The 22,866-nt window shown below is 42.8% G+C and carries 37 protein-coding genes and 1 pseudogene; 17 read left to right on the plus strand and 21 right to left on the minus strand.

Translation table 11 applies throughout. From position 1 onward, the window contains the following. Window positions 1-110: 110 nt before the first annotated feature. The gene (locus K6984_RS00130) at window positions 111-353 is read right to left on the minus strand and encodes a hypothetical protein (protein WP_221893628.1); all 243 of its coding nucleotides are present in this window, start codon (window positions 351-353) and stop codon (window positions 111-113) included. 206 nt (window positions 354-559) lie between these two features. Here K6984_RS00130 and K6984_RS00135 point away from each other — a divergent pair, with 206 nt between their 5' ends. Continuing rightward, entirely contained in the window at window positions 560-715 is a 156-nt protein-coding gene (locus K6984_RS00135; RefSeq protein WP_221893629.1) for a hypothetical protein, read from the plus strand. A gap of 228 nt (window positions 716-943) precedes the next feature. On the opposite strand, the gene K6984_RS00140 is transcribed toward K6984_RS00135, so the two are convergent. Beyond that, window positions 944-1,219, minus strand: coding sequence for a hypothetical protein (locus K6984_RS00140; RefSeq protein ID WP_221893630.1), 276 nt, complete (start codon window positions 1,217-1,219; stop codon window positions 944-946). 12 nt (window positions 1,220-1,231) lie between these two features. Here K6984_RS00140 and K6984_RS31990 point away from each other — a divergent pair, with 12 nt between their 5' ends. Further along, a complete protein-coding gene (locus tag K6984_RS31990) occupies window positions 1,232-1,357 on the plus strand; it encodes a hypothetical protein (RefSeq protein WP_263458599.1) in 126 nt (41 codons plus the stop codon). Next, on the plus strand, window positions 1,336-1,716 hold the full coding sequence (locus K6984_RS00145; protein WP_221893631.1) for a DUF4156 domain-containing protein: 381 nt from the start codon (window positions 1,336-1,338) through the stop codon (window positions 1,714-1,716). Before K6984_RS31990 ends, K6984_RS00145 begins: the two co-directional genes overlap by 22 nt. 135 nt (window positions 1,717-1,851) lie before the next feature. On the opposite strand, the gene mtaB is transcribed toward K6984_RS00145, so the two are convergent. After that, window positions 1,852-3,138, minus strand: a complete 1,287-nt coding sequence (gene mtaB, locus K6984_RS00150; RefSeq protein ID WP_221893632.1) for a tRNA (N(6)-L-threonylcarbamoyladenosine(37)-C(2))-methylthiotransferase MtaB — start codon at window positions 3,136-3,138, stop codon at window positions 1,852-1,854. A gap of 402 nt (window positions 3,139-3,540) precedes the next feature. After that, window positions 3,541-3,693: a hypothetical protein gene (locus K6984_RS00155; protein ID WP_221893633.1), complete on the minus strand. Its 153-nt coding sequence runs from the start codon at window positions 3,691-3,693 to the stop codon at window positions 3,541-3,543. Window positions 3,694-4,038: 345 nt separating this feature from the next. On the opposite strand from K6984_RS00155, the gene K6984_RS00160 reads away from it, so the two are divergent. Beyond that, complete coding sequence (locus tag K6984_RS00160; RefSeq protein ID WP_221893634.1) at window positions 4,039-5,406, plus strand: SLC13 family permease; 1,368 nt, start codon at window positions 4,039-4,041, stop codon at window positions 5,404-5,406. A 53-nt stretch (window positions 5,407-5,459) separates the two neighbouring features. On the opposite strand, the gene K6984_RS00165 is transcribed toward K6984_RS00160, so the two are convergent. The 5 genes from K6984_RS00165 to ubiG all read right to left on the minus strand — a co-directional run bounded on the left by K6984_RS00165 (window position 5,460) and on the right by ubiG (window position 9,073). Continuing rightward, window positions 5,460-6,260, minus strand: a complete 801-nt coding sequence (locus K6984_RS00165) for a pentapeptide repeat-containing protein (protein ID WP_230987778.1) — start codon at window positions 6,258-6,260, stop codon at window positions 5,460-5,462. Window positions 6,261-6,399: 139 nt separating this feature from the next. Further along, window positions 6,400-6,948, minus strand: a complete 549-nt coding sequence (sufT, locus tag K6984_RS00170) for a putative Fe-S cluster assembly protein SufT (protein WP_221893635.1) — start codon at window positions 6,946-6,948, stop codon at window positions 6,400-6,402. 11 nt (window positions 6,949-6,959) lie between these two features. Next, window positions 6,960-7,688, minus strand: coding sequence for an SDR family NAD(P)-dependent oxidoreductase (locus K6984_RS00175; protein WP_221893636.1), 729 nt, complete (start codon window positions 7,686-7,688; stop codon window positions 6,960-6,962). Then, window positions 7,675-8,361, minus strand: coding sequence for an HAD family hydrolase (locus tag K6984_RS00180; RefSeq protein WP_221893637.1), 687 nt, complete (start codon window positions 8,359-8,361; stop codon window positions 7,675-7,677). Before K6984_RS00180 ends, K6984_RS00175 begins: the two co-directional genes overlap by 14 nt. A 4-nt stretch (window positions 8,362-8,365) precedes the next feature. Further along, the gene (ubiG, locus tag K6984_RS00185; RefSeq protein ID WP_221893638.1) at window positions 8,366-9,073 is read right to left on the minus strand and encodes a bifunctional 2-polyprenyl-6-hydroxyphenol methylase/3-demethylubiquinol 3-O-methyltransferase UbiG; all 708 of its coding nucleotides are present in this window, start codon (window positions 9,071-9,073) and stop codon (window positions 8,366-8,368) included. 391 nt (window positions 9,074-9,464) lie between these two features. On the opposite strand from ubiG, the gene K6984_RS00190 reads away from it, so the two are divergent. The 3 genes from K6984_RS00190 to fae all read left to right on the plus strand — a co-directional run bounded on the left by K6984_RS00190 (window position 9,465) and on the right by fae (window position 11,851). Continuing rightward, on the plus strand, window positions 9,465-10,379 hold the full coding sequence (locus K6984_RS00190; RefSeq protein ID WP_221893639.1) for an ATP-grasp domain-containing protein: 915 nt from the start codon (window positions 9,465-9,467) through the stop codon (window positions 10,377-10,379). Beyond that, entirely contained in the window at window positions 10,373-11,227 is an 855-nt protein-coding gene (locus K6984_RS00195; RefSeq protein ID WP_221893640.1) for a triphosphoribosyl-dephospho-CoA synthase, read from the plus strand. The genes K6984_RS00190 and K6984_RS00195 overlap by 7 nt, the downstream gene beginning before the upstream one ends. A gap of 108 nt (window positions 11,228-11,335) precedes the next feature. Continuing rightward, on the plus strand, window positions 11,336-11,851 hold the full coding sequence (gene fae / locus K6984_RS00200; RefSeq protein ID WP_221893641.1) for a formaldehyde-activating enzyme: 516 nt from the start codon (window positions 11,336-11,338) through the stop codon (window positions 11,849-11,851). Window positions 11,852-11,955: 104 nt separating this feature from the next. Here fae and K6984_RS00205 read toward each other — a convergent pair whose 3' ends face one another. From K6984_RS00205 to K6984_RS00215, 3 genes are read right to left on the minus strand one after another with little or no spacing between them, the layout of a single operon-like run. Continuing rightward, entirely contained in the window at window positions 11,956-12,069 is a 114-nt protein-coding gene (locus K6984_RS00205) for a DUF3047 domain-containing protein (RefSeq protein WP_221893642.1), read from the minus strand. Continuing rightward, entirely contained in the window at window positions 12,069-12,320 is a 252-nt protein-coding gene (locus K6984_RS00210) for a hypothetical protein (protein ID WP_221893643.1), read from the minus strand. The genes K6984_RS00205 and K6984_RS00210 overlap by 1 nt, the downstream gene beginning before the upstream one ends. Continuing rightward, a complete protein-coding gene (locus tag K6984_RS00215; RefSeq protein ID WP_221893644.1) occupies window positions 12,224-12,463 on the minus strand; it encodes a hypothetical protein in 240 nt (79 codons plus the stop codon). The genes K6984_RS00210 and K6984_RS00215 overlap by 97 nt, the downstream gene beginning before the upstream one ends. Between K6984_RS00215 and K6984_RS00220 the strand changes: the two genes are divergently transcribed. Continuing rightward, window positions 12,420-12,638 carry a hypothetical protein gene (locus K6984_RS00220; protein ID WP_221893645.1) on the plus strand — a complete coding sequence of 73 codons (219 nt, stop codon included), beginning with the start codon at window positions 12,420-12,422 and terminating at the stop codon, window positions 12,636-12,638. The genes K6984_RS00215 and K6984_RS00220 overlap by 44 nt on opposite strands. Window positions 12,639-12,841: 203 nt before the next feature. Here K6984_RS00220 and K6984_RS00225 read toward each other — a convergent pair whose 3' ends face one another. Then, window positions 12,842-13,462, minus strand: a complete 621-nt coding sequence (locus tag K6984_RS00225; RefSeq protein WP_221893646.1) for a DUF3047 domain-containing protein — start codon at window positions 13,460-13,462, stop codon at window positions 12,842-12,844. Window positions 13,463-13,621: 159 nt separating this feature from the next. Between K6984_RS00225 and K6984_RS00230 the strand changes: the two genes are divergently transcribed. The 3 genes from K6984_RS00230 to yaaA all read left to right on the plus strand — a co-directional run bounded on the left by K6984_RS00230 (window position 13,622) and on the right by yaaA (window position 15,526). Continuing rightward, window positions 13,622-14,218, plus strand: coding sequence for a rhomboid family intramembrane serine protease (locus tag K6984_RS00230; protein ID WP_338024416.1), 597 nt, complete (start codon window positions 13,622-13,624; stop codon window positions 14,216-14,218). A 97-nt stretch (window positions 14,219-14,315) separates the two neighbouring features. After that, the gene (locus tag K6984_RS00235; RefSeq protein ID WP_221893648.1) at window positions 14,316-14,639 is read left to right on the plus strand and encodes a hypothetical protein; all 324 of its coding nucleotides are present in this window, start codon (window positions 14,316-14,318) and stop codon (window positions 14,637-14,639) included. Window positions 14,640-14,755: 116 nt separating this feature from the next. Next, complete coding sequence (yaaA, locus tag K6984_RS00240) at window positions 14,756-15,526, plus strand: peroxide stress protein YaaA (RefSeq protein ID WP_221893649.1); 771 nt, start codon at window positions 14,756-14,758, stop codon at window positions 15,524-15,526. A gap of 111 nt (window positions 15,527-15,637) precedes the next feature. Here yaaA and K6984_RS00245 read toward each other — a convergent pair whose 3' ends face one another. Further along, entirely contained in the window at window positions 15,638-16,255 is a 618-nt protein-coding gene (locus K6984_RS00245; protein WP_221893650.1) for a hypothetical protein, read from the minus strand. Between the two features lie 99 nt (window positions 16,256-16,354). Here K6984_RS00245 and K6984_RS00250 point away from each other — a divergent pair, with 99 nt between their 5' ends. Then, window positions 16,355-17,185: a hypothetical protein gene (locus K6984_RS00250; protein WP_221893651.1), complete on the plus strand. Its 831-nt coding sequence runs from the start codon at window positions 16,355-16,357 to the stop codon at window positions 17,183-17,185. 246 nt (window positions 17,186-17,431) lie between these two features. Here the strand turns inward: K6984_RS00250 and K6984_RS00255 are convergent, their stop codons facing one another. Next, entirely contained in the window at window positions 17,432-17,647 is a 216-nt protein-coding gene (locus K6984_RS00255; RefSeq protein WP_221893652.1) for a hypothetical protein, read from the minus strand. A 157-nt stretch (window positions 17,648-17,804) separates the two neighbouring features. On the opposite strand from K6984_RS00255, the gene K6984_RS00260 reads away from it, so the two are divergent. Further along, a complete protein-coding gene (locus tag K6984_RS00260; RefSeq protein WP_221893653.1) occupies window positions 17,805-18,089 on the plus strand; it encodes a hypothetical protein in 285 nt (94 codons plus the stop codon). A gap of 278 nt (window positions 18,090-18,367) precedes the next feature. Here K6984_RS00260 and K6984_RS00265 read toward each other — a convergent pair whose 3' ends face one another. The 3 genes from K6984_RS00265 to K6984_RS00270 are packed head-to-tail and all read right to left on the minus strand — an operon-like array spanning window position 18,368 to window position 19,608. Further along, on the minus strand, window positions 18,368-18,511 hold the full coding sequence (locus tag K6984_RS00265) for a hypothetical protein (RefSeq protein ID WP_221893654.1): 144 nt from the start codon (window positions 18,509-18,511) through the stop codon (window positions 18,368-18,370). A 27-nt stretch (window positions 18,512-18,538) separates the two neighbouring features. Next, the gene (locus tag K6984_RS31995; RefSeq protein ID WP_263458596.1) at window positions 18,539-18,667 is read right to left on the minus strand and encodes a hypothetical protein; all 129 of its coding nucleotides are present in this window, start codon (window positions 18,665-18,667) and stop codon (window positions 18,539-18,541) included. Beyond that, complete coding sequence (locus tag K6984_RS00270; protein WP_230987779.1) at window positions 18,616-19,608, minus strand: IS30 family transposase; 993 nt, start codon at window positions 19,606-19,608, stop codon at window positions 18,616-18,618. Before K6984_RS00270 ends, K6984_RS31995 begins: the two co-directional genes overlap by 52 nt. 483 nt (window positions 19,609-20,091) lie before the next feature. Here K6984_RS00270 and K6984_RS00275 point away from each other — a divergent pair, with 483 nt between their 5' ends. From K6984_RS00275 to K6984_RS00285, 3 genes and pseudogenes are all read left to right on the plus strand, one after another. Then, entirely contained in the window at window positions 20,092-20,517 is a 426-nt protein-coding gene (locus K6984_RS00275; protein WP_221893655.1) for an ATP-binding protein, read from the plus strand. 232 nt (window positions 20,518-20,749) lie between these two features. Then, window positions 20,750-21,154 (plus strand): response regulator, encoded by a 405-nt coding sequence (locus tag K6984_RS00280; RefSeq protein ID WP_338024427.1) that lies wholly within the window; start codon window positions 20,750-20,752, stop codon window positions 21,152-21,154. 270 nt (window positions 21,155-21,424) lie between these two features. Further along, window positions 21,425-21,988: pseudogene (locus K6984_RS00285) on the plus strand (sigma 54-interacting transcriptional regulator); the annotation flags it as partial. Here K6984_RS00285 and K6984_RS00290 read toward each other — a convergent pair. From K6984_RS00290 to K6984_RS32000, 3 genes are all read right to left on the minus strand, one after another. Then, window positions 21,916-22,107, minus strand: coding sequence for a hypothetical protein (locus tag K6984_RS00290; RefSeq protein WP_221893656.1), 192 nt, complete (start codon window positions 22,105-22,107; stop codon window positions 21,916-21,918). The pseudogene K6984_RS00285 and the gene K6984_RS00290 overlap by 73 nt on opposite strands. A 79-nt stretch (window positions 22,108-22,186) precedes the next feature. Next, entirely contained in the window at window positions 22,187-22,399 is a 213-nt protein-coding gene (locus K6984_RS00295) for a hypothetical protein (RefSeq protein ID WP_221893657.1), read from the minus strand. 27 nt (window positions 22,400-22,426) lie between these two features. Beyond that, window positions 22,427-22,555: a hypothetical protein gene (locus K6984_RS32000; RefSeq protein ID WP_263458596.1), complete on the minus strand. Its 129-nt coding sequence runs from the start codon at window positions 22,553-22,555 to the stop codon at window positions 22,427-22,429. Between the two features lie 39 nt (window positions 22,556-22,594). Here K6984_RS32000 and K6984_RS00300 point away from each other — a divergent pair, with 39 nt between their 5' ends. Continuing rightward, a complete protein-coding gene (locus tag K6984_RS00300; protein WP_221893658.1) occupies window positions 22,595-22,840 on the plus strand; it encodes a helix-turn-helix domain-containing protein in 246 nt (81 codons plus the stop codon). Window positions 22,841-22,866 lie beyond the last annotated feature (26 nt).

Genomic DNA, 22,866 nt, shown 5'->3' on the forward strand with positions numbered 1-22,866 from the left:
CGCTGCCGTGTGCGACCGGGCGGCTAGGGCATTAGCCGAAAACTTTAACAATTACTTTAAACGCAATAAAATACATACTTAGTTATAAACTGAAGTTTCCCAATAATTATTTATGGTAAAATTGAAACTATGCTACAACTATCGCTGAAAATCATGGAAACGGAGCTTAGCGAAGTGGTGATTTTTAGTCCCTGATAGGCGACAGGGCAATTCGCTGATTCGACGTGTGCTAGCAGCACGCGAGAGGAGCAAGAATTGCATTCCGAATAGCCGTCCAGCCAGTGAGGTAGTAATGACGAAGCGGCTTTTGTGCGTAGTCGTTGCGGACGCAGGGCGTTCAGGGCATCTCCCATCCGCTGCGTAGGTGAGCGAATTATGGCGACAGGAGTCCCGGAATTTCGTGAGGTAGCATGGCGCGCCTGATGAAAAAAACAGTCTTTTCATTCGTTTCAAATGCTATTGCCTAAGGGGAATTAAGTAGGGGTTTGCTATAAACATGGCAAAACCACCTAAAATAAACCTCGATACACCAGCATTGTGTATTTCAGCTACTCAATAATTGGGAAACTTCAGTTATAAAGATATCGCGATTAGTTTCAGCAATGAAGATAAGCAAAGCATCGGGCGCTTTATGTTTAATCAGGGGTTTTGCGACCCATTGCCTTGCTTAATAAAGCTAGAGCTGGGTGGCGGTAATGTATTGATCGCCCAGTGATAATGTCCCTGATATATTGAGCGGACTTTTATAGAAAATTCTAATCTGGTAGGGTTAGATCCATGACTTTAAAAACTATCGCTGAAAATCAGGGAAACGGAGCCTAAGCGAAGTGATGATTTTTAGTCCGCGATAGCCGTAGGGCCGTTATTTTGTCGGAGTCTGAGCGTTAGCGAAGGTGGAGACAAAATAAAAGGCCATCCGACACGGCGTCAAGTCATTTGGAGCCTATGTTCCGACCCCTTGTTGGGTCGGGACGAGGTGACGAGGACGAATCGGGGCCGCCGGAGGCATAAGTGGTCGCGTTAAGTTTTTGCTGCTTGCTTGGGCTGGGATGCCCAAAACAAGCTTTCGCAAAAATAGCGACTCCCCCGCTGTCAGCCCCGGACGGGCTGATAGTCTCCAGAAGGCGCAGGGAAATTTGCCAATCCGAAGTGCGCGATAGCGCGCGAGGGAGGCTAAAATTTTATCCCGAATAGCCGTAGAGCCATTTGTGGTAGCCATGACTGAGCTGCTTTGTGCTCAGTCTGTGGCGGACGCAGGGCGGCTGGAGCATCTCCTATTCGCTGCGTAGGTGAACGAATTACGGCGACAGGAGTCCCGGAATTTCGTGAGGTAGCATGGCGCGCCTGGATTTTTTAATTCCTGTTTTAAGTGTTTTGATGATCAGCTGTGTGACTCCTTTAAAAAAAGAGGCTGAAATTGTGCAGTTAATTTATATAGAGCCTAAAGAAGGTCAGTGCCGATTTATTGGCCAGACTTCAGCATCGGATGGCGGGATGGTATCAGGTGATTTTATGACGGATGCCAAAATCTATAGAAGTACCGCTAATTTAATGAAAAATAAGGCGTATAAGATGGGTGGTAATGCCGTTTATATTCAGCAGCAGTTTAATAAAAATAAAGACTTAACCAAGGCTATGACGAATCAGACCATGCAGGGTTTTGTGTATCAATGTCCGGGGCTGGAACAGGTTCAGCCTATAACTGAACAGCAATAAAGGCTGATGTAAAAAGATCTCACCATAAAGGACTTGAAGGTATGCTTGTATTTTTAAGATTTTGTTTAAAACAATTTAGTCTTACTCTTCATTATCTTAATGGTGAAAACATCTATAAACATAATACACGATATTTTAAATTAACTCAGTAATCAGGGTATTATCAGTAATTTCTCTCGATATAGCCGGGCTAATTGTGTTCTCTAAAATTTCGCTATTATCAATAATAGTTGCCACTCGTAGGTAATTAGGGGTGTAGCCAAACACTTTGTGTTTCGTGGCATCGATTTCTTCCTTTTGACCTTCCCATAAAATATCCTGAGATCCACCCAGGTTTTGTATCAGAAAGTTCTTCTTCATTTGTTCTGCTAGTTGGTGTAACTGCTGACTGCGCTGTTTTTTGATCGTCTGTTGTACTGGGTCTGGCAAGGTAGCCGCTTTTGTTCCTCTCCGCGTGGAATAGGTAAAAATATGGATATTCCCAAAGCCGATCTGTTTAATAAAGTCAAAACTTTCCTGCCATTCCTGTGCTGTTTCGCCGGGAAAGCCGACAATAATATCGGTGGTGATATTGATATTTGGTACTTTTGCGCGCGCTTGTTGCACTATCAGTTGGAATTCTGCTGTTTTACAGCGCCTGGCCATGCGCTTTAAAACGCTGTCAGAACCACTTTGCAGCGGCAGGTGAAGATGCGGCATTAACCGTGGGTTGCTAAATAAAGCAAAGAAATTTTCAGGCAGATCCCAAGGCTCTAGTGAGCCTAAACGTAAGCGGGGAACAGTGGTTTGATCCAGAATGGCCTGAATTAAATCGGCTAGATTATGATCGATATCAGAACCGTAACCACCTAAATGAACCCCAGTTAAGATAACCTCTTTAACCCCTTGTGCAACAAAGTTATTAATATCTCTTACAATCTGCTCAATAGACGTACTTCTTTCGTCCCCGCGAGCAACAGTAACGATGCAAAAGGTGCATCGGTAGCGGCAGCCATCTTGTATTTTAATAAATGCACGTTGCCTGCCTCTGCTAAATAATGAAATTTCAGCGGGTTCTGTAGACATTACGGGCATGCTGGGTATATCCAGTTCAGCGATAGCAAGTTCAACTAGACGGCCTTTATCCTGATTACTGACAATTAAATCGACCCCTAGTAGTTCTGCAGCTTCATCCGCTTCCAGGGTGGCATAACAGCCACTGACAACTATTTTGGCATTGGGGTTATTTCTATGAATCCGGCGTATAAGCTGACGGGATTTACGCACAGCATCTTGCGTAACGGCACAGGAATTGACAATAATCAGTTGCGCTTTATTTTGTTCGCGGGTGATTTTATGTCCCGCATTCTGAAATGCTTGAGCCCAGCTTTCCAGTTCGGCTTCGTTGAGACGACAACCTAAAGTCCTAAGATGTACTAACATGATGCAACAACCAGTAAGTAAACATTACGCTAAGAAAATCCGTAAAACAGGGTATTATCCCATAAGTAAAGAACGCGCACGGAATAAGTTTGGCGCACCCGCTATGCTGGCGCAGGATTTATGTTCGTTTTCAAGGTGTGGAAACAGGCGCATAGCTGGTAACGCAACTATTTCTACAACGCAGAAGACGGGCATAAAGACATGCAGGTTGTTGAAGTTATTCCGTGTACGTTCCTAAGCTATAGACGAGAATTTTAGTCAGATCATCGGACGTTTTCTTATCTACCTTATAGGCATATAAGATGCATGTTTTATGGATATTAGGGTATTGTTTCTTTATTGGAAACAATTTGAGAATAAATCGCTATATTGATATTTTCTTATATAGCTGTATAGTAGCTATTAAATACTTAATGAGACAGGAGTGTAAGCAATGACTGATTTACAAAAAGATATTTTAGCAGGGCTATTATTTATTACAGGTCTTTTAAGCTTTTTTTCTGGTGCGTTTATTATATCGGCCACTGTTTTTGCGGCGACTGCTATTCTAAGCAATGTTCACCAGACTGCTCATCTACACTTAAGTAAATAGTTTTTCATGTAGTAACCCTTAGTAGTACCAATAAACAAGATTTCTCCTCGTGATCTGTTTATTTTTTATAACGCTTGTTACGGTCCGGTAACAGGCGTTTTTTTGCTTTGTAAGCAGTAAAATCGACTCAACTAGCGCCTTATATTTAGAGATCATCTAGCACTGATTTTGCGCCTAGTATTCATGCGCCCCCTCCCACTAAACATTAAACTGGTTGAAGTTGTACCTTGATTAGCATCTTTTATGATCCAGTATTTTTCATTTAAGTCATACTCTCTGTATAGTTTGCCAGAGGTAGCAGGAAAATTATGAACAAAAAACAACTAATAATAAGCAGTGCATTCTTAATAGCACTACTAACAGGTTTTGGCCTGAGCCATTTTTTTGCCCAGTCACATGAATTGGCATGGACGGCAGCAATTACTTTATTGACAGTTATATTCTGGGTTACAGAGGCGATTCCCATACCTGCAGCCTCGCTGATTCCATTTGCATTATTTCCCTTTGCAGGAGTATTGACGCACAAAGAGGTTTCATCTGCACTCGGTAGCCATATCGTTTTATTGTTAATGGGCGGCTTTATGTTATCCAGGTCGCTGGAAAAAAGTGGTGTGCATCGTCGATTGGCGATTTATATGGTCAGGCTTGTAGGCATTAATAGTGGGCGGCGTGTAGTGATCGGGTTTATGTTGGCGGCCGCTTTTTTAAGTATGTGGATCTCCAATACGGCAGCGACTCTTATTCTGTTACCCATTGCCTTAGCTGTGTTGCAGGGAATTGATGATAAGACAATGGAAATTGCCTTATTGCTGGGTATTGCCTATGCCGCGAGTCTGGGCGGAGTAGGTACGCCGATTGGCACTCCGCCAAATATCATCTTTATCAGCATTTATCAGGAAACTACGGGCAAAGAGATGGATTTTCTTAGCTGGATGCAAACCGGGGTGCCTGTGGTTCTGATTGGTATTCCATTGGTGGCATTTTGGTTAACGCGTAAGGTCTCGGTAAACCAATGCTTTGTATTGCCTGAAGTAGGCGCATGGCGACCTGCTGAAAAAAGAGTGTTATGTGTTTTTGGCCTGGTTGCATTGGCGTGGGTAACACGAATGCTTTGGAGTAAGTGGCTAGGGCTAGAGGGAGTCGGTGATAGCTCCATTGCCATATGCGGAGTGGTATTAATGTTCCTGATTCCCAGCGGCGAAAAACAAGGCACTTTGCTAGATTGGCAGACCGCCAGTGATATTCCCTGGGGAATGTTGTTATTATTTGCCGGCGGTATCGCGATTGCGAAATCTTTTATGGCTTCAGGATTAAGTGACAAAATAGGCGCTATGTTGACTGGTTTGTCGGTACTGCCGGTTTTTGTATTGATTTTATCAGTCTGTCTACTGGTTACTTTTTTAACCGAGTTTACCAGTAATAGCGCAACAGCGACTTTATTAATGCCTATATTGGCGACTGCGGGAGGGGCAGCTGGTATTGACCCGCAGCTATTGATGATGCCAGCTGCAATCAGTGCTAGTTGCGCTTTTATGATGCCGGTTGCCACGGCGCCTAATGCAATTGTTTACGGTACTAATAAATTTCAGATCAAAGATATGGCACGCGAAGGCTTGCTGTTGAATATTATGCTGGCCTTTGTGATTAGCGGTGTTTGTTTCTTTACTTTGAGCTAGTTTAGTAATTGGGGACGGAATTTGTAATACGAATAGTTTTTTTTGTGTCAATATTAATCAAACATGCTCGCGCTTTTTGTTTTATTATTTTTCAATCCACGCGCACTATCCAGGCCCTGGATTTTATGAAAATTGGCTCCGGTTAGTGTGGCATTGGTGAAGTTAGAATCAGCTAATTTTGCCGCTGTAAAGTCAACGTGACTGACATTGGCATCGGTGAAATTAGCAGCGCCCAATTCCGCTGATATTAATATGGCATTGCTTAAATTGGCATCGGTCAGATTTGCAAAGCGCAAGGTGGCACGACCTAAGTCAGCATTTTGTAGATTCGCATTAGTTAAGTTAACTTTATTCAGGCTAACGCGCATTAGTCCCATAGGCTGGTTTTTCATATCAGCGCCCCAGCGTACATTTGCGAGGTTTGCATTGCTCATATTTGAATTATCCAGATTGGCAATCACGCGGCTATCACTGAAATTCACATTGCTTAAGTTAGAGCGCATCATGCTGACACCAAAAATACTGACTCTAGATAGGTCAGCACCGGATAGATTGATTCCGGTCATTACAGTTAAATCCAAGACTAGGTCGGACAGGTTACTCTGGCTTAAATCGGCACCGCGTAAATCTGCTCCCCATAAATCGGCATTGCGGAAGTCAAGTTTAGACAGGTCTACGCCTTTTAAATCGTTGCGTCTCAAGTTGGCTGGTTTTGCCTTGCTGGCATTTTTTAGCAGTTGTATGACTTCGCTACGGCTTAAGTCAGCAGCCGAGACTGTATTAGGAATAAGGTTAGATAAAAATAGTGTTAGTATGAATGCGAGATGCTTCATGGGGGTTCCTGTTATAGGCAAACAAAATCAGAGTTTGTGTTGTATTCCGTATGTGAAATTTCTTTTATCAGTAGGGCGTGGCTTTAGCCCGCCATTATTCAAACGCTACGTTAAAATCGCGGGCTAAAGCCACGCCCTACATTGAGTATTCGGGGGGAGGTTAAAAAAGCCCTAATTGCACTTGTGCCACTTCGGACATCATATCGCGCGACCAAGGTGGATCCAGGACGATTTCAACCTCTACTGAGTCAACTCCGGGTAAGGCGCGGATGGCCTTTTCTACATCACTCTGAATTACCGGTCCCATACCACAGCCTGGTGCGGTCAGTGTCATCATGACATGCACGCTGTTAAGGTCTTTACTTGTTGATTCGACGTTACAATTATAGACTAAACCCAGATCTACGATATTCACAGGAATTTCAGGGTCATACACCGTTTTCATCACTTCCCAGCAGTTTTTTTCTACTGCAGTAGCGTCCGTTTCGGAAACTAATGTATGTAATTCGTGTGGCTCTTTTCCCAGGGCATCGGCATCGGCACTGGAAATGCGTACCATATGGCCGTGGTCAGTTACTACCGTGTAGTTATTGCCCAGATCCTGATGTATGGTCACTTCTTTGCCTTTGCTCAGGGTACCGTGGTTTCCATCCGGGATCAGGACTACATTGACATCGCGTGTCAGGGTAATTGTTTCTCTTTCAGGCATGATTGTATCTACTATAATTTAAAAGTTCGTGCGTCCACGGTCTGGCCAGTTGTGCCTATGCTTTGGCTGCCGAATAAATAAAGGTACGCCGGGCTTATTTCCTGCATTTCAGGTAGTTTATGCTTGTCTTCGCCAGGAAAAGCCTTTTTTCTAAGTGGGGAATTTACCGGCCCCGGGACTAAAATATTAACTCGAACTTTTCCTGCTTCACTAAGTTCATCAGCTAGAATTTTCGCATAGCTCTCAACCGCAATTTTAGATACCCCGTAGGCACCTGTATAAGCTCTTGCTTCACGGACAAAGGAGTCGCTAGTTACTACAATGGAGGCATGTTCTGCTTTTTGCAATAAGGGCAATAGCACCTGGGTTAATAAAAAAACTGCATTCAGGTTAACATTGATGGTATGACCCCAAGCCATCGTGCCGTGTATGGACATAGGCGTAAAAGCATCCAGCTCTGTTGCAGAATGTAGCAGGCCATCTAAACGGCCATATTTATTTTCTATGGTCTCTGCAAGTTCATGGTATTGCACTTCTGTCGCGCCGGCTAAGTCAAACGGGTAGATTGCCGGGGTAGGGGCGTCAGCCTGGATAATTGCATCATAGATTTTTTCTAACTTGGGGATACTTTTATCCAGCAGAATAATAGTTGCACCTTGCTTTGCCAGTGCCAGTGCTGCTGTGCTACCTAGGCCTCCGCCTACACCTGTAATGAGAATAATTTGCTTAGTTAAATGCATGGCTTTGATTGCTTATCCAGTCTAAAATTTGATTCGGGTGATGGATCCAGGCATCAGCTCCCCAGTCCTGTGGTTTGTCACCAGGTTTTAAATAACCCCAGGTTGCCGCCAGGGTTTTCATGTTAGCCGCTTTTCCAGCAGTAATATCGTGCTGCGCATCGCCTATATAAAGACATTCCTCCGGAATAACCTGAATCTGACGGCAAGCCGTGAGCATCGGTTCCGGGTGTGGTTTGCTATATGCAGTGGTATCACCGCAAATGATACAAGCAGAGCGTCGGGTCAAATCCAGAGCCTGCATTAAGGGGTGAGTCATACGTTCGCGTTTATTGGTAATCACTCCCCAGGGAATGTTTTCAGCTTCTAGAGTCATTAATAATTCAGGCATACCGTTATACATTTGGGTGAAATCTGCAATATGATTTTCATAATAATCAAGCAACCATACGAGAATATCGGCTTTAATGACATCGCTAACATCTTGTTCCAGTGCCCGTTCAATCATCGCCGCTGCGCCATAGGAAATATAAGGCGTAATGCTGTCTGCAGGCACTTCCGGGTAATTGAAATGCGCCAGTGCCTTATTCAAGGCAGTGGTTAGATCCGTGGCAGTATTAAGTAGTGTGCCGTCTAAATCGAATAGTACACAGGATAAGCCAAACGCGCTGTGCATGATTTTATTCGGGGCGCTTGTAAGCCGCTATATAATTGATGTCTATATCATCACTGAGGCTGAAATTTTTAGTTAAGGGATTGTAGTGAATACCAATGATGCCTTGTAGTTCAAGTCCGGCATTACGTGCAGACTGACTTAGTTCAGAAGGTTTGATAAAGGTTTTGTAATCGTGTGTTCCGGCAGGCAACATTTTTAAAATATGCTCGGCAGCAACAATAGCGAGTAAATAGGCTTTAGGCTTGCGGTTGAGTGTAGAGAAAAAAACATAGCCGCCAGGTTTTGCAATTTTTGCACAGGCCGCGATAACTGAACCAGGCTCGGGTACATGTTCCAGCATTTCCATGCAAACTACATGATCAAAGCTTTCGCTCTCGGCATCGGCTAAAGCTTCTGCGCTGATTTTTTTATACTGCGCCTTAACACCTGATTCCAGTCCGTGTAAGTCGGCGATATCAATCAGCTCTTCACTTAAGTCAATGCCGAGCATATCCGCGCCTTTTTTTGCAAGTCCTTCAGTCAGGATGCCGCCGCCACAACCCACATCTACAATGCGCTGATCTTGCAGGCTGATAAATTTCTGGATGAAACTAATACGTAGCGGATTAATGTCATGCAGAGTTTTGAACTCGCCATTTCTATCCCACCAGCGCTCAGCTTGTGCGCCAAATTTATTAATTTCGTGTTCGTGTACGTTTTCTGTTGCGGTCATGGTATTAGGCTTGGTTAATTTTGGCTATAGTATACTAGTGCAGCACCTATTTTGGATAGATGAATAAATGATTAAAATCATTTATGTAGCAAATAATTCTATCGATCAAATATATTATAGGTGCTGCACTGGAATACTTGGTTATTAAAATATGCTATTAACAATAAAGTATCTGGCAAGGCCGTTCGGACGCTGATTCAGTGTATGTCGTGATTGTTTGCCACAAAGGTTTTTGATGCATGATTTTAAGTGATTGCTGTATAAAAATCTCTTGTTCATTGACTTCATGGTGAAAACAAATATATACACCGTTGAGTTACATGAATGCTCAGTTTATGATTTTTTAACGGTATAATATTTTTTTTAGTATTTTACAGGTTTTAAATTTATTGTGGGACGAATAGCAATATTTACTGATGACCCTGGCTGGCATGGTAAGCAATTACGCCTGGCTTTTGCAGCACGTGGGTATAGCGCAGACTATGTCTCTTTAACTGAATGTCGCATACAGTTGCAGGGGGGGCTGTTGCCTCTGTATATTCCGGGCTTTACAGGAGCGATGCCTGATGCGGTGTTTGTCCGTGGTGTGCCGGGCGGCTCGCTGGAAGAAGTGGTCTTGTATCTGGATATACTACATGCGCTGAAGTTAATGGATATCCCTGTTTATAATGATGGTCATGCCATAGAGCGCAGTGTTGATAAAGGCATGACCAGCTTTTTATTGCATCAACATGCCATTCCCACGCCGCAAACCTGGGTACTAAGGGATAGGCAGCAGGCTTTAGTAATTGCCGAAGCGCAATTGCAGGCTGGGCAACAGTTAATCAGCAAGCCTTTGTTTGGCTCGCAGGGAGAAGGCATACGACGTATAGAAAAGCTGAGCGATTTATTCTGGTTGACTCATAGTCATGGGGCTTATTATTTGCAGCAGTTTGTGCAATCAGCAGGTGAGGGGTATTCTGACTGGCGTGTATTTGTTGTGCAGGGAAAGGTGATTGCCGGTATGCGGCGGCGGGGTATTCACTGGTTAAATAATGTTGCTCGAGGCGCGCGGTGTGAAGCGGTGCAGATTGATCGTAAGATGGCTGATATTGCGGTTAAGGCAACTCGGGCGCTGAATATAAATTATGCCGGTGTCGATATAATTTGCACTCAGGACGGAGATTATCAGGTGATTGAGGTGAATAGTATTCCGGCATGGAAGGGGCTGGAAAGTGTTTGTGAGGTGCAGGTGGCTAAAATTCTGGTCGATGATTTATTAAGCTACTGTTCTGCTACACCGGCAAAAATGGATGCGGTATGTTGACTCAGCAGCAATTAAAATCAGCCTATGAATATGCCTGTGAAATAGAGTTGCGCGCATTTAAACCGGGGAATGTCAGTGTTTATGCGGATGGGCATGATATGACGGTTGAGGACTTCTGGCTTAGTGCCAGGCAAAGTTCCGCGCCGATAACAAATAGTGACTATAGTCTTGGTGAGCGGATTTACTACGCGGTTAAAGCGACTCGGGATGCAGTGGGGTGCAATACTAATTTAGGTATTATTTTATTATCTGCACCTTTGCTATTAGCTGCACAAAGCGTTACAAGCAGCAATGAACTCAGGGAAAATCTGGCGGATTTGTTAGCTAATACCAGTATTGAAGATGCAGAATGGGTGTTTCGGGCAATTGCATTGGCTGCACCTGGAGGCCTAGGCAAATCAGATCAGCAGGATGTTGCTGAAAAGCCTGATGTAACTTTGACTCAGGCCATGCAAATAGCCAGCGGTAGAGACCGAATAGCATTGCAATTTATAACAAATTATAAAGATGTTTTCGATTTTCTGGTTTTAAGGTATAATGCATTTTTCAATCGGTGGGGTGATGATGAGTGGTCGGCTGTTGCAGTTTATGCAGCGATGCTGGCTAAATATCCAGATAGTCATATCGAACGAAAATACGGCGATCTTTACACACGGAAAGTGATGGATAAGATGGCTTTGGTTGACGAAAAGTTATCCAGTGCAGATAGGCCTGAGAAGCTTATGGACTTTTTATTTGAGACAGATATAGAGTTTAAGTCTGCTGGAATTAATCCGGGGACTGCAGCTGACTTTACAGTCGTCACCGTTCTGGCTGTAAAGCTAGAGCATTTATTCTGTAATAAATAGGTTGCTCTGGATGACAATAATGTTTTCCATAAATCGTGGTTTTGAGGTAATTGGCTTAGGTCAATTATAAAATATAGTTTTTTTCTTTTTTCTGAGGATAATAGTAGCATGGCTAAAATTAACAACTTACGCGTAGGCGAATCTTTAAACGGTGACGGAAACGAAGTTGCACACATTGACTTAATGATTGGGCCTCGTGGTTCAGCTGCAGAGTCTGCTTTCGCAAACTGCTTAACAAACAACAAAGATGGCTTCTCTAGCCTGTTAGCTGTTGTTGCTCCTAACCTAATGGTTAAGCCTGCAACTGTAATGTTCAACAAAGTAACAATCAAAGGTTCTAAGCAAGCAGTTCAAATGTTTGGCCCTGCACAACGTGGTGTTGCAATGGCTGTTGCTGATTGTGTTGAAGATGGAACTATCCCGGCTGATGAAGCTGATGATCTATTCATCTCTGTTGGTGTATTTATTCACTGGTTAGCTGAAGATGATACTGCTATTGAGAAAAACAACTACGATGCTGTTAAAGCATCTATCAAAAATGCAGTAGCTGGAACACCTACTGCAGTTGAAGTTGTTGCTCAAAAAGCAACTGCAGAGCATCCATTTGCTGCAAACAAAGTTTAATCATTACGATTTTACAATGTTAGAAAAAGCCCTGGTTTATCTGGGGCTTTTTTTTGCCTGGCGTATAGCGAATGCAACGATTTTATGAGTGAGCTTCTGCGTATTTATTTCTCGCTGAAATAAATATCGACATAGTAGCTTAGCGCATTTCCCCCAGCATTATCGGTATCAGTCATAATCGCAATGCCATCTATATAAGCAATATCTTCACCAAACATCAGTGTTCCCCTATCAATTGAGGCCGTGAAACTAACTTCGCCACAAGAGAGCTCATAAAGCACTGTAAAGACATTCCTGTTATTATTGCGTTTTGAACTGCCCGAATGGTATACGAGCTGATACGAGATATTCTTGCCTGGAAAAATAATGGATTCACAAAACGATCTCGTTTTTGAGCCTGTCGCTGAAAATCATGGAAACGTAGCTTAGCGAAGTGGTGATTTTTAGTCCCTGATAGGCGACAGGGCAATTCGCTGATTCGACGTGTGCTAGCAGCACGCGAGAGGAGCAAGAATTGCATTCCGAATAGCCGTCCAGCCAGTGAGGTAGTAATGACGAAGCGGCTTTTGTGCGTAGTCGTTGCGGACGCAGGGCGTTCAGGGCATCTCCCATCCGCTGCGTAGGTGAACGAATTATGGCGACAGGAGTCCCGGAATTTCGTGAGGTGGCATGGCGCGCCTGTCTGGGCATGAACGAGCCCACAAAGGATGACGCTCTGCTAACAGGGCACGTTCCATACTTTCATTGCAGTGTTGGTGAATATGTTCAGAGAGTGGTAGGTCTTTAAGCATGGGTGATATCCGTTTATGAGGTGATTAAAACGGAAATTTTTAGAAAAATTCTTTCGGCAATTGCAAGCTTTATTTGAAATTATTTGTTGTTTTTTTACGGTGCCTACAGAGTATCTATTTGCTGTTATAAGTGATTAAAATCAAAAAGATGGAAATATTCGAGTGGTGCTACCTTCAGGTAGGTTATAGGCTGCTTTGTTTAGGTACTTCTTCTTTCAATGGGAACACTGATGTCACCAAAGTAAGTTTTAAAGTCGGCTAGTACATTGCGTTTTTCTGTGTACCACTGTTGTGTCTGGTCGTTTTTACTGCGCACTGCAATCATCATCACGTTAGCCCCGGCAAAGGGGTTTTCCCAGGCTGAATTGATAGGGCTATGATTGGCCCAGACATAATTGATTGCCTTGGTTTGCCAGAAAAACCACTTGCCTTTAAGAATCAGGTAGATTCTTGCAGTAAAATCATCCCCTTGTTTGCTTTGCTCATTACTTATAGGCAGTTTTTTCTCTATGCGCCAGGACCAGTTCAGATAAGGCGTTTTCAGCAAATCCACATGTACTTCTTTATACAGGCTTGATGCGGTTGCCGTGCTTTTAGCCTGCAGAACGGGCTGTCCGCTTAGACTAATTAGTTGATATTGTGTGTAATCTTTAAATGATTTTTGCTGCCAGTCATTTAAGGTCGAGTTGGAAAAATGACTGATAACAACAATGTCCGCATTGCAAACAGAGTTGTATAGGGAAATAATGATTATGACGTTGCGTAATGACATGGTTTGGTTTTTGCTTAGGTTGTTTGAGGCCAGACTAGAGAATAACAAATTATCTGGCTATCATGGTACAGTATTTTTTTACTAATTAATCCACTGCTAATTTTACCTTCATAATATATGATACCAATTAGAGACACGGCACCTTGTTATACTCGGCCTTATGTTACCTGGGCATTAATGTTTATCTGCATTAGCCTATTTTTATTCTTGCAAGCGTCTCCCGACAAGCTGCATCATTATATTATTTATATTTATGGCATGGTGCCCGCCCGATATACCAATCCCGAATGGGCAGTCGCAATGGGTTACCCTATTGATTATTATTTATCTTTTGTGACCAATCTATTTTTGCACGGAGGCTGGTTGCACCTGATTATGAACATGTGGTTTCTGTGGATTTTTGCTGATAATGTCGAAGACCGGATGGGGCATGGGCGATTTATCATTTTTTATCTGCTCTGTGGTTTTATTGCGACCGCAGTGCAATGGCTACATACACCAGAATTGGTAATGCCTGTTGTGGGGGCTTCTGGTGCTATTGCTGGCGTATTAGGTGCATATTTTTTTCTCTACCCTTATGCAAGAATTATTCTCTGGATCCCTATTTTGTTGTTGCCGATTTTTATAGAAGTTCCGGCCATTGCTTTTATCGGTCTTTGGGTTATTTTTCAGATGGCTAAAGCCAGTACTGCAGTCATGTTTTATGAGGGTGTGTCAGATGTAGCATTATGGGCTCATTTAGGTGGGTTTGTTGCTGGTTTTTTACTATTTCACTTTTTTCTCAGAAAAGATTATCCTGCATAAATGCGTTTAAGGTATAATTTACGAATAATTTTAAAACTCTCTTCGTGTGCCCTATTGTAAGTACGCCTGGAGTTATTCTTAGGAAGTTGATGCCCAAATGAAAAAAATTAATATTGCCTTGATCAGACTTATCCAGTTTGTTGTTTTTGTTGTTTTTACCTTTGTTGTTATTGTTTATTTTTCGGCAATGGTTTTTATCCCTTTAGATGCCTTAGTCATGATTAGTAAATTATTAAGCGTAGTGGGCATTAATAGCTTTATCGGTGCATTGATTGGGCTGCCCATTGTTGCTTATATGGGTAAAATGATTTATGAAACACCTGGGCTGGTTAGCATGATTATGGAAACCGGTATGGACCTGGTTAAAACAGGAAAAGAAAAAGTTGAAGCGTTCAACAAAATTGCTGAAGCTGTTAAATAGCTAAAGGATTGCAGCATTTGCTGTGTTCTTTAAAAGGTTCATATCCACCTTGTGGGTATGAGCCTTTTTTTATGCCTATTGATTAAACAACATATAAGGCTTTCAAGGAGTTATTGATGTTGATGCTTATTTCCCCTGCAAAATCACTGGATATGCAGGCAGACTTTCCAGCGCTAAATGTTACTCAGCCCCGACTTTTAGGTGATAGTCAGCAATTGATTGATCACATGCAAAGCTTGAGTACAGAGGAAATCAAGAAGCTGATGGGCATTAGTGAAAAATTGTCAGAACTGAATTACCAGCGCTTTCAGGATTGGGTGGCATCTGGTTCAAAGGCCGAATGCCCCGCTTTATTTGCTTTTAAGGGCGATGTTTATCAAGGCCTGGATGCAAAGTCCTTAACTGTCGATGACATCACCTTTGCCCAGCAACATTTACGTATCTTATCCGGCTTATATGGCTTACTACGCCCTTTGGATGTCATACAGGCCTATCGCCTGGAAATGGGAACTAAGCTAGATAATGAGCGGGGGTCGAACTTGTATGCTTTCTGGGGTGATAAAATTTCTGCACTGATTAAAGCAGATATGCCAGGCGATGAACCCCGGGAGTTAGTGAACCTTGCTTCCAATGAATACTTTAAGGCAGTTAAACCGCAGTTAATAGATGGCTCCATTATTACGCCCGTTTTTAAGGACTTTAAAAACGGGCAATATAAGATTATCAGTTTTTATGCCAAGAAAGCCCGAGGGATGATGGTTAATTATGCCATCAAACATAAAATCACCCGAGCTGAACAGCTTAAGAGCTTTAATAGAGCAGGGTATCGATATGCTGAAGAGATGTCTGATGCAAAACAATGGGCGTTTATCCGCGATGAAGTGTAGTACGTAGCCAGGAATACGCAGCAGCATCAGGCAAGATAGAGCTCGATGTTTTAATATCCCTGAGAAATGACGGAATGCGCTGTGCTTTTCCTACGCTCTGAGTAGAGTTGGTTATAAATGAAAATGAAAGTTACCCGCACCACAAGATTTTTCCAGCGTGACTATGATCTTGTTTGCGTCACTAGTTGATTCATTTGGGCCTTTGATATAGGACGGCATTTTATCTTTGCCATAGCGATAGCGTGACCAGCAGAACCCCAGTTTTTGCTCGCCAAAAAAGCTCTTTAAACTGTGATAATCCTTATGGCTGTTAAAGCCCAGGTCTTTGGCGTATTCAACTGCTCCGGTGATCAGCTTTAGCGCACATGCAGGTTTTAATTTGGCAAAGGGATAGTTACCATGTGATTCAAGAATGCCGGGTTTAAAGACTTTTTCGTATTCAGGTAGAAGCATGGTTTTAAACAGGACTTTTTTAACGCCTAGACAATACACATCAACGATAAACGAGGCTACAGCCACTTCACCCTTATCCGAGATGCGTGTAACCAGTATATTACCAATGCCCGCTTCGAATAAATTATTAGGCATCAGGCATTCATAAAAAGGGTTTTCCAGATGCGGGCTGATCTTGTCTAATAATAATTGTGCAGAATTGGATTTGGTCTGTGTACTGCGTTTTTGTTTTTTGTTTTTTGCTTTTTTTTGTTTCTGCTTCTCTGTCAGTGCCATGATGAATTGTTTGCATTAGTTTATGCGTGAAGTTCATTATAATATACTTCACATAAATACGGTGGTGAAGCAGAGCTGTATGAGACTGGGTAGAGGGGTATGGAAGATTTTGCATTTTATAGTTATTTAACGGGACTGATTGCTTTTGTACTGGTCTTGCCTGTTGCTATTAAACGGATCGATAGAAATCCATTTGTTACGCAATTTATTTTTGCCATTGTTGTCTCAGTGCTGTGGATGGTTTATGTTGTCTATACTTTAAGCCAGCCCTCGCTTTATCTTGCTGATACTTTGGCATTAGAAACCCTGCGCAGTGCCGCTTGGTTATTGTTTCTGAATGTGGTTATTTCAAAGCAATTATATGGCGGGAAGTATGCTTTTTTAAGAAAATCCCGGCCTGCACTCTTGTTATTTGCCTGGCTGGCCTTTATCTTTGTCGCTGAGTTGTCACCTCAGGTGCTAGATTTTAGCAAGCATTACCTCGGCCAGGATATACGCCTGCTTGCACATTTAAGCTTTGCAGTGATTGGCTTGATGCTAGTAGAGCAATTGTATCGTGGTGTCGATAAAGAGCGGCGCCGGGCAATAAAGTATATGTGCCTGGGTTTGGCTGCCATGTTTGGTTTCGACTTTATTATTTACAGTAAGTCCTTATTATTTGGTCAACTGGATTTTTTACTCTGGGATTCACGTGGATTAGTGAATGCGTTATGCGTACCATTATTAGCGATATCATTTAGCCGCCTACAGGATGACGCGAACAAAGTAACGGTTTCCCGAACTGTGGTTGTACATACTACCGTACTATTTGGCGCAGGCCTGTATATGGTGCTAATGTCGCTGGCAGGCTTTTATATTAAAAATTTTGGTGGCACCTGGGGTGGGGTGTTGCAGACGTTTTTTGTGTTTCTTGCCGTTGTTTTTCTGTAACTACTCAGCGTAATTTAAACTCATAACAGATTGATTTAAAATAATAATTAATGTATCTCTCTGAATTTTAGTCCAATTTTCACCCCTTTTTAAAGGTGAAAATGACTAAAGTCAGGTTAAATCAAAATATATCCATTTGATTTTAAAGTTAAAAAACACGCTGAGTAGTTACGTTTTTCTTTTGATTATCTTTGCATCAGGAAAGATGCGAGCCTATATCAAAGTATATTTCAATAAAAACTTTTTTCAATCGCTGAAAATCATGGAAACGGAGCTTAGCGAAGTGTTGATTTTTAGTCCCTGATAGGCGACAGGGCAATTTGCTGATTCGACGTGTGCTAGCAGCACGCGAGAGGAGCAAGAATTGCATTCCGAATAGCCGTCCAGCCAGTGAGGTAGTAATGACGAAGCGGCTTTTGTGCGTAGTCGTTGCGGACGCAGGGCGTTCAGGGCATCTCCCATCCGCTGCGTAGGTGAACGAATTATGGCGACAGGAGTCCCAGAATTTCGTGAGGTAGCATGGCGCGCCTGATAACTATGATTACCGCGAAGAATGGATTAAGTTAAGTTAAGTAAAGAAATTGCTAGCTTGCAGTCGTTAGATGATTTGTCTCAGTTTGTGATTACCACGCCGGGTGATCTAGTCGGTTGTGCGGGAGGGGGGTTATGGCTGTGTAATGAACAAGGTTACTTTTACCTGGCAGAGGAAAAGTCGCTAGGATTCAGCACTGACATAGGCTTTAGTAAAGAAGACCAGTTCATCCGTTTTTTAAACGAAAAACAGTGGGTGATCGATAGTTGCGAATTTGAAAGTAACCCTGAAATATATGATGAAGTGGGTCTGACTCAGTGGATGGAGAATCAACATATCTGGCTAATTATTCCATTGTTGCAGCAAAATTAAGTCATTGCCTTTGTCGTTTTGACTCAGCCTCTGGTCAGGCGACCACTTAACTATGAAGAGCATGATTTGCTGAAAACGGTGGGGATGCAACTGGCTAATGCGCTAACACTTAGCAAAGTGACCGACGACCTGACGCGCTCACGGCAGTTTGAGGCCTATAGTCGTTTTTCGGCTTTTCTGGTGCATGATTTTAAAAAAACCTGGTTGCTCAGGTTTCGATGATTCCTGAATTCAAGTCATAAGTACATAACCCAATAAATTTTTCATATCTATCCCAGTCAGCTCTTCAAATACCTCATACGCTGAAAATCCTGGAAACGGAGCTTTAGCGAAGTGAAGATTTTTAGTCCGCGATAGCCGTAGGGCCGTTGTTTTGTCGGAGTCTGAGCGTTAGCGAAGGTGGAGACAAAATAAAAGGCCATCCGACACGGCGTCAAGTCATTTGGAGCCTATGTTCCGACCCCTTGTTGGGTCGGGACGAGGTGACGAGGACGAATCGGGGCCGCCGGAGGCATAAGTGGTCGCGTTAAGTTTTTGCTGCTTGCTTGGGCTGGGATGCCCAAAACAAGCTTTCGCAAAAATAGCGACTCCCCGAAGGTGTTTTGTAATTGAGACACTTTTTAGGGCGACTATTTAGCTTATCAACGGCTATAAAAACCTCTTTTATCGTAACATCAATCAACTCCATTACTTTAGGGAAATACTGTCTTAATAAGCCATTAGCGTTCTCATTTTGCCCTCTTTCCCAAGAGCTGTAGGGAGTCGCAAAATACGTATCACAGCCTAGTGCTTCTGCTATTTTTTCATGCAGGGTAAACTCTTTCCCGTTATCAAAAGTAATTGTTTTAACAAAGCTTTTTATAGGATCAAGCATTAAAATAGTTGCGTCTAATACATATTGAGCCTTTTTCCCCGCTAAAGGGAAGGCCAACCGTAATTTAGAGACTCGCTCATCCAACGTTACAATCGCCCCTTTGTGATTTTTCCCAATGATTGTATCTGCCTCCCAACCACCTATACGCTTACGGTTGTTGACCTCTTCAGGACGCTCATCTATATCGACTCTATTAGGGATTCCTGTCCTATTATGGGCTGACCCATACCGCTTGCGATAGGTTTTGTTCTGATGCCGAAGATGCTTGTATAGTTCACCCCCTGCCTTTTTGTCCGCCAGAATATGCTGGTAGATTGTTTCATGATGAAGACTAATTATACCTTCTTGTTTTAACCGCCCTGCAATCTGCTCAGGACTCCAGTCATCCTCAATGCGAACATTAACAATGCCTTTTATTTCATCCGTTAATTTAACCTCTTTAGGCTTGTTTTTGTGTCGTTCTTGGGCAAAATCTTCTGCTTGTTTATGCCTGTAGCCTCTTTGACCTGTATTGCGTTTAATCTCGCGTGAAATATTGCTTTGGCTTCGTTCTAAGGCTTCTGCTATTTTATTCTGTGAAGTTCCCTTTTTTAATTCAATTTCTATATAATATCTTTCTTCAGGACATAGGTGTGTATAGCTCATTTGTAGCCTCTGTAAATTGTTTGGTAGCTGTTTACTTTACACCTATGTCTTGTCTTAATTCAACAGGTGTTAGTCTAGCCAATACTTGCAGAGGGTTATGCACTTATTATACGAATTCAGGATTGTTAAAAATGCGGAAAATCATAAGCACAACCCGGAATTTATTAATGATGCGATTGATACCCTGGAAAATGTGGTACGAAAAATGGAGCGTATCTTGACCCAGCTGAAAAAAGGTCAGGATCATGCTAAACTGAAGTTTCCCAATTATTGAGTAGCTGAAATACACAATGCTGGTGTATCGAGGTTTATTTTAGGTGGTTTTGCCATGTTTATAGCAAACCCCTACTTAATTCCCCTTAGGCAATAGCATTTGAAACGAATGAAAAGACTATTTTTTTCATATAGTTGTAGCATAGTTTCAATTTTACCATAAATAATTATTGGGAAACTTCAGATGCTAAAAATAATGTAGTAATAAATTTGTTGGATATTTTATCTGATGTAATACTGCAACAAGCGGGCAACCAGCCAGCGGTTAAGCTTGATAGTGAATATACAGAGTGTGTTGTGCACGCGGATAAACAAAGACTAACTGCCATAATAGGACATCTGGTGAAAAATGCGCAAGATGCCACAGCGGATGACGGATCTGTTAAAATTCATTTAAGGTGTGAGCAGAAGTTTGCATATATTCAAATTATAGATACGGGCTGTGGTGTGACAGGGAAATTTATTGCCGAGCGGTTATTTAAACCTTTTGATACCACGAAAGGCAATGCAGGAATGGGGATTGGTGTTTATGAAGCACGCGAATATATTATTAGCCAGCGAGGAGAAATTTCAGTGCAGAGTGAAGTAGGTGTTGGAACGGTCTTTAGTATTAAATATCCGTTGCTGACGGCATAGGGTTTTATTATGGAAAAAGTATTGTAACTACTCAGCGTGTTTTTTAACTTTAAAATCAAATGGATATATTTTAATTTAACCTGACTTTAGTCATTTTCACCTTTAAAAAGGGGTGAAAATTGGACTAAAATTCAGAGAGATACATTAATTATTATTTTAAATCAATCTGTTATGAGTTTAAATTACGCTGAGTAGTTACAAAGTATTATTAGTTATCGAAGATGATCTCGGTCTGCAGAAGCAGTTTAAATGGAGTTTTGAAGCTTATAACGTCGTTATAGCAGGTGACAGAGCCGAAGAAATTGATGCGGTGCGGCGCTATAATCCAGCGGTAGTAACACTGGACCTGGGCTTGCCGCCCGATCCCGCAAATGCTAGTGAAGGCTTGGCGACGTTAAAAGAAATTATTGTGCTGGCGCCTAGGGCTAAAGTGATTGTTGTCACCGGTAATGATGATCGTGAAAATGCCATTAAAACGATTGCTATGGGGGCTTATGATTTTTATCAAAAACCGGTCGATATAGATATTCTGAATTTGATTGTATCCAGAGCCTTTCAGCTTGCCGAGCTGGAGCAGGAAAACGCAAAAATTACAGCAAAAGCACGAACCGCTGTCCGGTATTATTGCTGCCAGTGATGCAATGCAAAAGTTATCCAGAACTATTGAGAGGATTGCCCCCAGCGATATTACCACGCTGTTATTAGGCGACTGAAGTTTCCCAATAATTATTTATGGTAAAATTGAAACTATGCTACAACTATATGAAAAAAACAGTCTTTTCATTCGTTTCAAATGCTATTGCCTAAGGGGAATTAAGTAGGGGTTTGCTATAAACATGGCAAAACCACCTAAAATAAACCTCGATACACCAGCATTGTGTATTTCAGCTACTCAATAATTGGGAAACTTCAGTTAGGCGAGAGTGGTACGGGTAAAGAAGTATTGGCACGGGCGATACATGAGTTAAGCCCGCGAGCCGGCATGCCATTTGTTGCGGTTAATTGTGCTGCGATTCCTGAAAGTTTGCTAGAGAGCGAGTTATTTGGTTATGAAAAAGGTGCGTTCACCGGGGCAGTTAAACAGACTAAGGGTAAGATTGAATTTGCTGAGGGCGGCACCTTTTTTCTGGATGAAATTGGCGATTTACCTTTTGCCCTGCAAGCCAAATTACTGCGTTTTATTCAGGAGCGTGTGGTAGAGCGCCTAGGTGGACGGGGAGAAATCCCAGTTGATGTACGTATTATTTGTGCAACGCATCAAAACATGCAAACCTTGATTGAGGCCGGTGGGTTTAGAGAGGATTTGTTTTATCGCGTCAGTGAGATGGTGGTTGATATCCCGCCATTAAGAGAGCGTGGAGATGATGCCATTGTCATCGCTAAGGTGTTGTTATCACGTTATAGTAAACGCGAAAATAAGTCGATCAAGGGCTTTACCGCCGAGGCTGAGCAAGCGATCGCTGTCAGCCCCGGACGGGCTGATAGTCTCCAGAAGGCGCAGGGAAATTTGCCAATCCGAAGTGCGCGATAGCGCGCGAGGGAGGCTAAAATTTTATCCCGAATAGCCGTAGAGCCATTTGTGGTAGCCATGACTGAGCTGCTTTGTGCTCAGTCTGTGGCGGACGCAGGGCGGCTGGAGCATCTCCTATTCGCTGCGTAGGTGAACGAATTACGGCGACAGGAGTCCCGGAATTTCGTGAGGTAGCATGGCGCGCCTGTGAGACGTATCACTGGCCAGGTAATATTCGTCAGCTGGAAAACGCTGAAAATCCTGGAAACGGAGCTTTAGCGAAGTGAAGATTTTTAGTCCGCGATAGCCGTAGGGCCGTTGTTTTGTCGGAGTCTGAGCGTTAGCGAAGGTGGAGACAAAATAAAAGGCCATCCGACACGGCGTCAAGTCATTTGGAGCCTATGTTCCGACCCCTTGTTGGGTCGGGACAAGGTGACGAGGACGAATCGGGGCCGCCGGAGGCATAAGTGGTCGCGTTAAGTTTTTGCTGCTTGCTTGGGCTGGGATGCCCAAAACAAGCTTTCGCAAAAATAGCGACTCCCCGATAAAATTAAGCGTGCTGTAGTGATGGCCGATGAAGATTATGTTGGCTTGCATGACTTAGCGATGCAAGTGGGTATGGGCGAACTAGATGATTCCTTACCATTAAATTTAAAAGAGGTTCGAGAGCAGGCGGAGACGACTGCCATTAAAAGAGCGTTAGTCCATGCAGATAATAATATTTCACAGGCCGCCAAGTTACTAGGTGTCACAAGACCTACTCTGTACACCTTATTTAGTAAATACGAGATTGAGGGGCATGACGGACACTAGCCAGCTAGTAAAGACCGTGTTGCTAT

The organism is Bathymodiolus japonicus methanotrophic gill symbiont, from assembly GCF_019721995.1.
Taxonomy (GTDB): Bacteria; Pseudomonadota; Gammaproteobacteria; order Methylococcales; family Methylomonadaceae; genus Methyloprofundus.

Excerpts from the sequence above, each read along its gene's own strand:
- K6984_RS00130 (WP_221893628.1), bottom strand. The coding sequence starts at position 353 with ATGGGAGATGCCCTGAACGCCCTGCGTCCGCAACGACTACGCACAAAA.
- K6984_RS00140 (WP_221893630.1), bottom strand. The coding sequence starts at position 1,219 with ATGGCTACCACAAATGGCTCTACGGCTATTCGGGATAAAATTTTAGCC.
- K6984_RS00145 (WP_221893631.1), top strand. The coding sequence starts at position 1,336 with ATGGCGCGCCTGGATTTTTTAATTCCTGTTTTAAGTGTTTTGATGATC.
- mtaB (WP_221893632.1), bottom strand. The coding sequence starts at position 3,138 with ATGTTAGTACATCTTAGGACTTTAGGTTGTCGTCTCAACGAAGCCGAA.
- K6984_RS00160 (WP_221893634.1), top strand. The coding sequence starts at position 4,039 with ATGAACAAAAAACAACTAATAATAAGCAGTGCATTCTTAATAGCACTA.
- sufT (WP_221893635.1), bottom strand. The coding sequence starts at position 6,948 with ATGCCTGAAAGAGAAACAATTACCCTGACACGCGATGTCAATGTAGTC.
- K6984_RS00175 (WP_221893636.1), bottom strand. The coding sequence starts at position 7,688 with ATGCATTTAACTAAGCAAATTATTCTCATTACAGGTGTAGGCGGAGGC.
- K6984_RS00180 (WP_221893637.1), bottom strand. The coding sequence starts at position 8,361 with ATGCACAGCGCGTTTGGCTTATCCTGTGTACTATTCGATTTAGACGGC.
- ubiG (WP_221893638.1), bottom strand. The coding sequence starts at position 9,073 with ATGACCGCAACAGAAAACGTACACGAACACGAAATTAATAAATTTGGC.
- K6984_RS00195 (WP_221893640.1), top strand. The coding sequence starts at position 10,373 with ATGTTGACTCAGCAGCAATTAAAATCAGCCTATGAATATGCCTGTGAA.
- fae (WP_221893641.1), top strand. The coding sequence starts at position 11,336 with ATGGCTAAAATTAACAACTTACGCGTAGGCGAATCTTTAAACGGTGAC.
- K6984_RS00205 (WP_221893642.1), bottom strand. The coding sequence starts at position 12,069 with ATGTTTGGTGAAGATATTGCTTATATAGATGGCATTGCGATTATGACT.
- K6984_RS00215 (WP_221893644.1), bottom strand. The coding sequence starts at position 12,463 with ATGGGAGATGCCCTGAACGCCCTGCGTCCGCAACGACTACGCACAAAA.
- K6984_RS00235 (WP_221893648.1), top strand. The coding sequence starts at position 14,316 with ATGAAAAAAATTAATATTGCCTTGATCAGACTTATCCAGTTTGTTGTT.
- yaaA (WP_221893649.1), top strand. The coding sequence starts at position 14,756 with ATGTTGATGCTTATTTCCCCTGCAAAATCACTGGATATGCAGGCAGAC.
- K6984_RS00245 (WP_221893650.1), bottom strand. The coding sequence starts at position 16,255 with ATGGCACTGACAGAGAAGCAGAAACAAAAAAAAGCAAAAAACAAAAAA.
- K6984_RS00250 (WP_221893651.1), top strand. The coding sequence starts at position 16,355 with ATGGAAGATTTTGCATTTTATAGTTATTTAACGGGACTGATTGCTTTT.
- K6984_RS00255 (WP_221893652.1), bottom strand. The coding sequence starts at position 17,647 with ATGGGAGATGCCCTGAACGCCCTGCGTCCGCAACGACTACGCACAAAA.
- K6984_RS00265 (WP_221893654.1), bottom strand. The coding sequence starts at position 18,511 with ATGGCCTTTTATTTTGTCTCCACCTTCGCTAACGCTCAGACTCCGACA.
- K6984_RS00270 (WP_230987779.1), bottom strand. The coding sequence starts at position 19,608 with ATGAGCTATACACACCTATGTCCTGAAGAAAGATATTATATAGAAATT.
- K6984_RS00290 (WP_221893656.1), bottom strand. The coding sequence starts at position 22,107 with ATGGCTACCACAAATGGCTCTACGGCTATTCGGGATAAAATTTTAGCC.
- K6984_RS00295 (WP_221893657.1), bottom strand. The coding sequence starts at position 22,399 with ATGGCCTTTTATTTTGTCTCCACCTTCGCTAACGCTCAGACTCCGACA.
- K6984_RS00300 (WP_221893658.1), top strand. The coding sequence starts at position 22,595 with ATGGCCGATGAAGATTATGTTGGCTTGCATGACTTAGCGATGCAAGTG.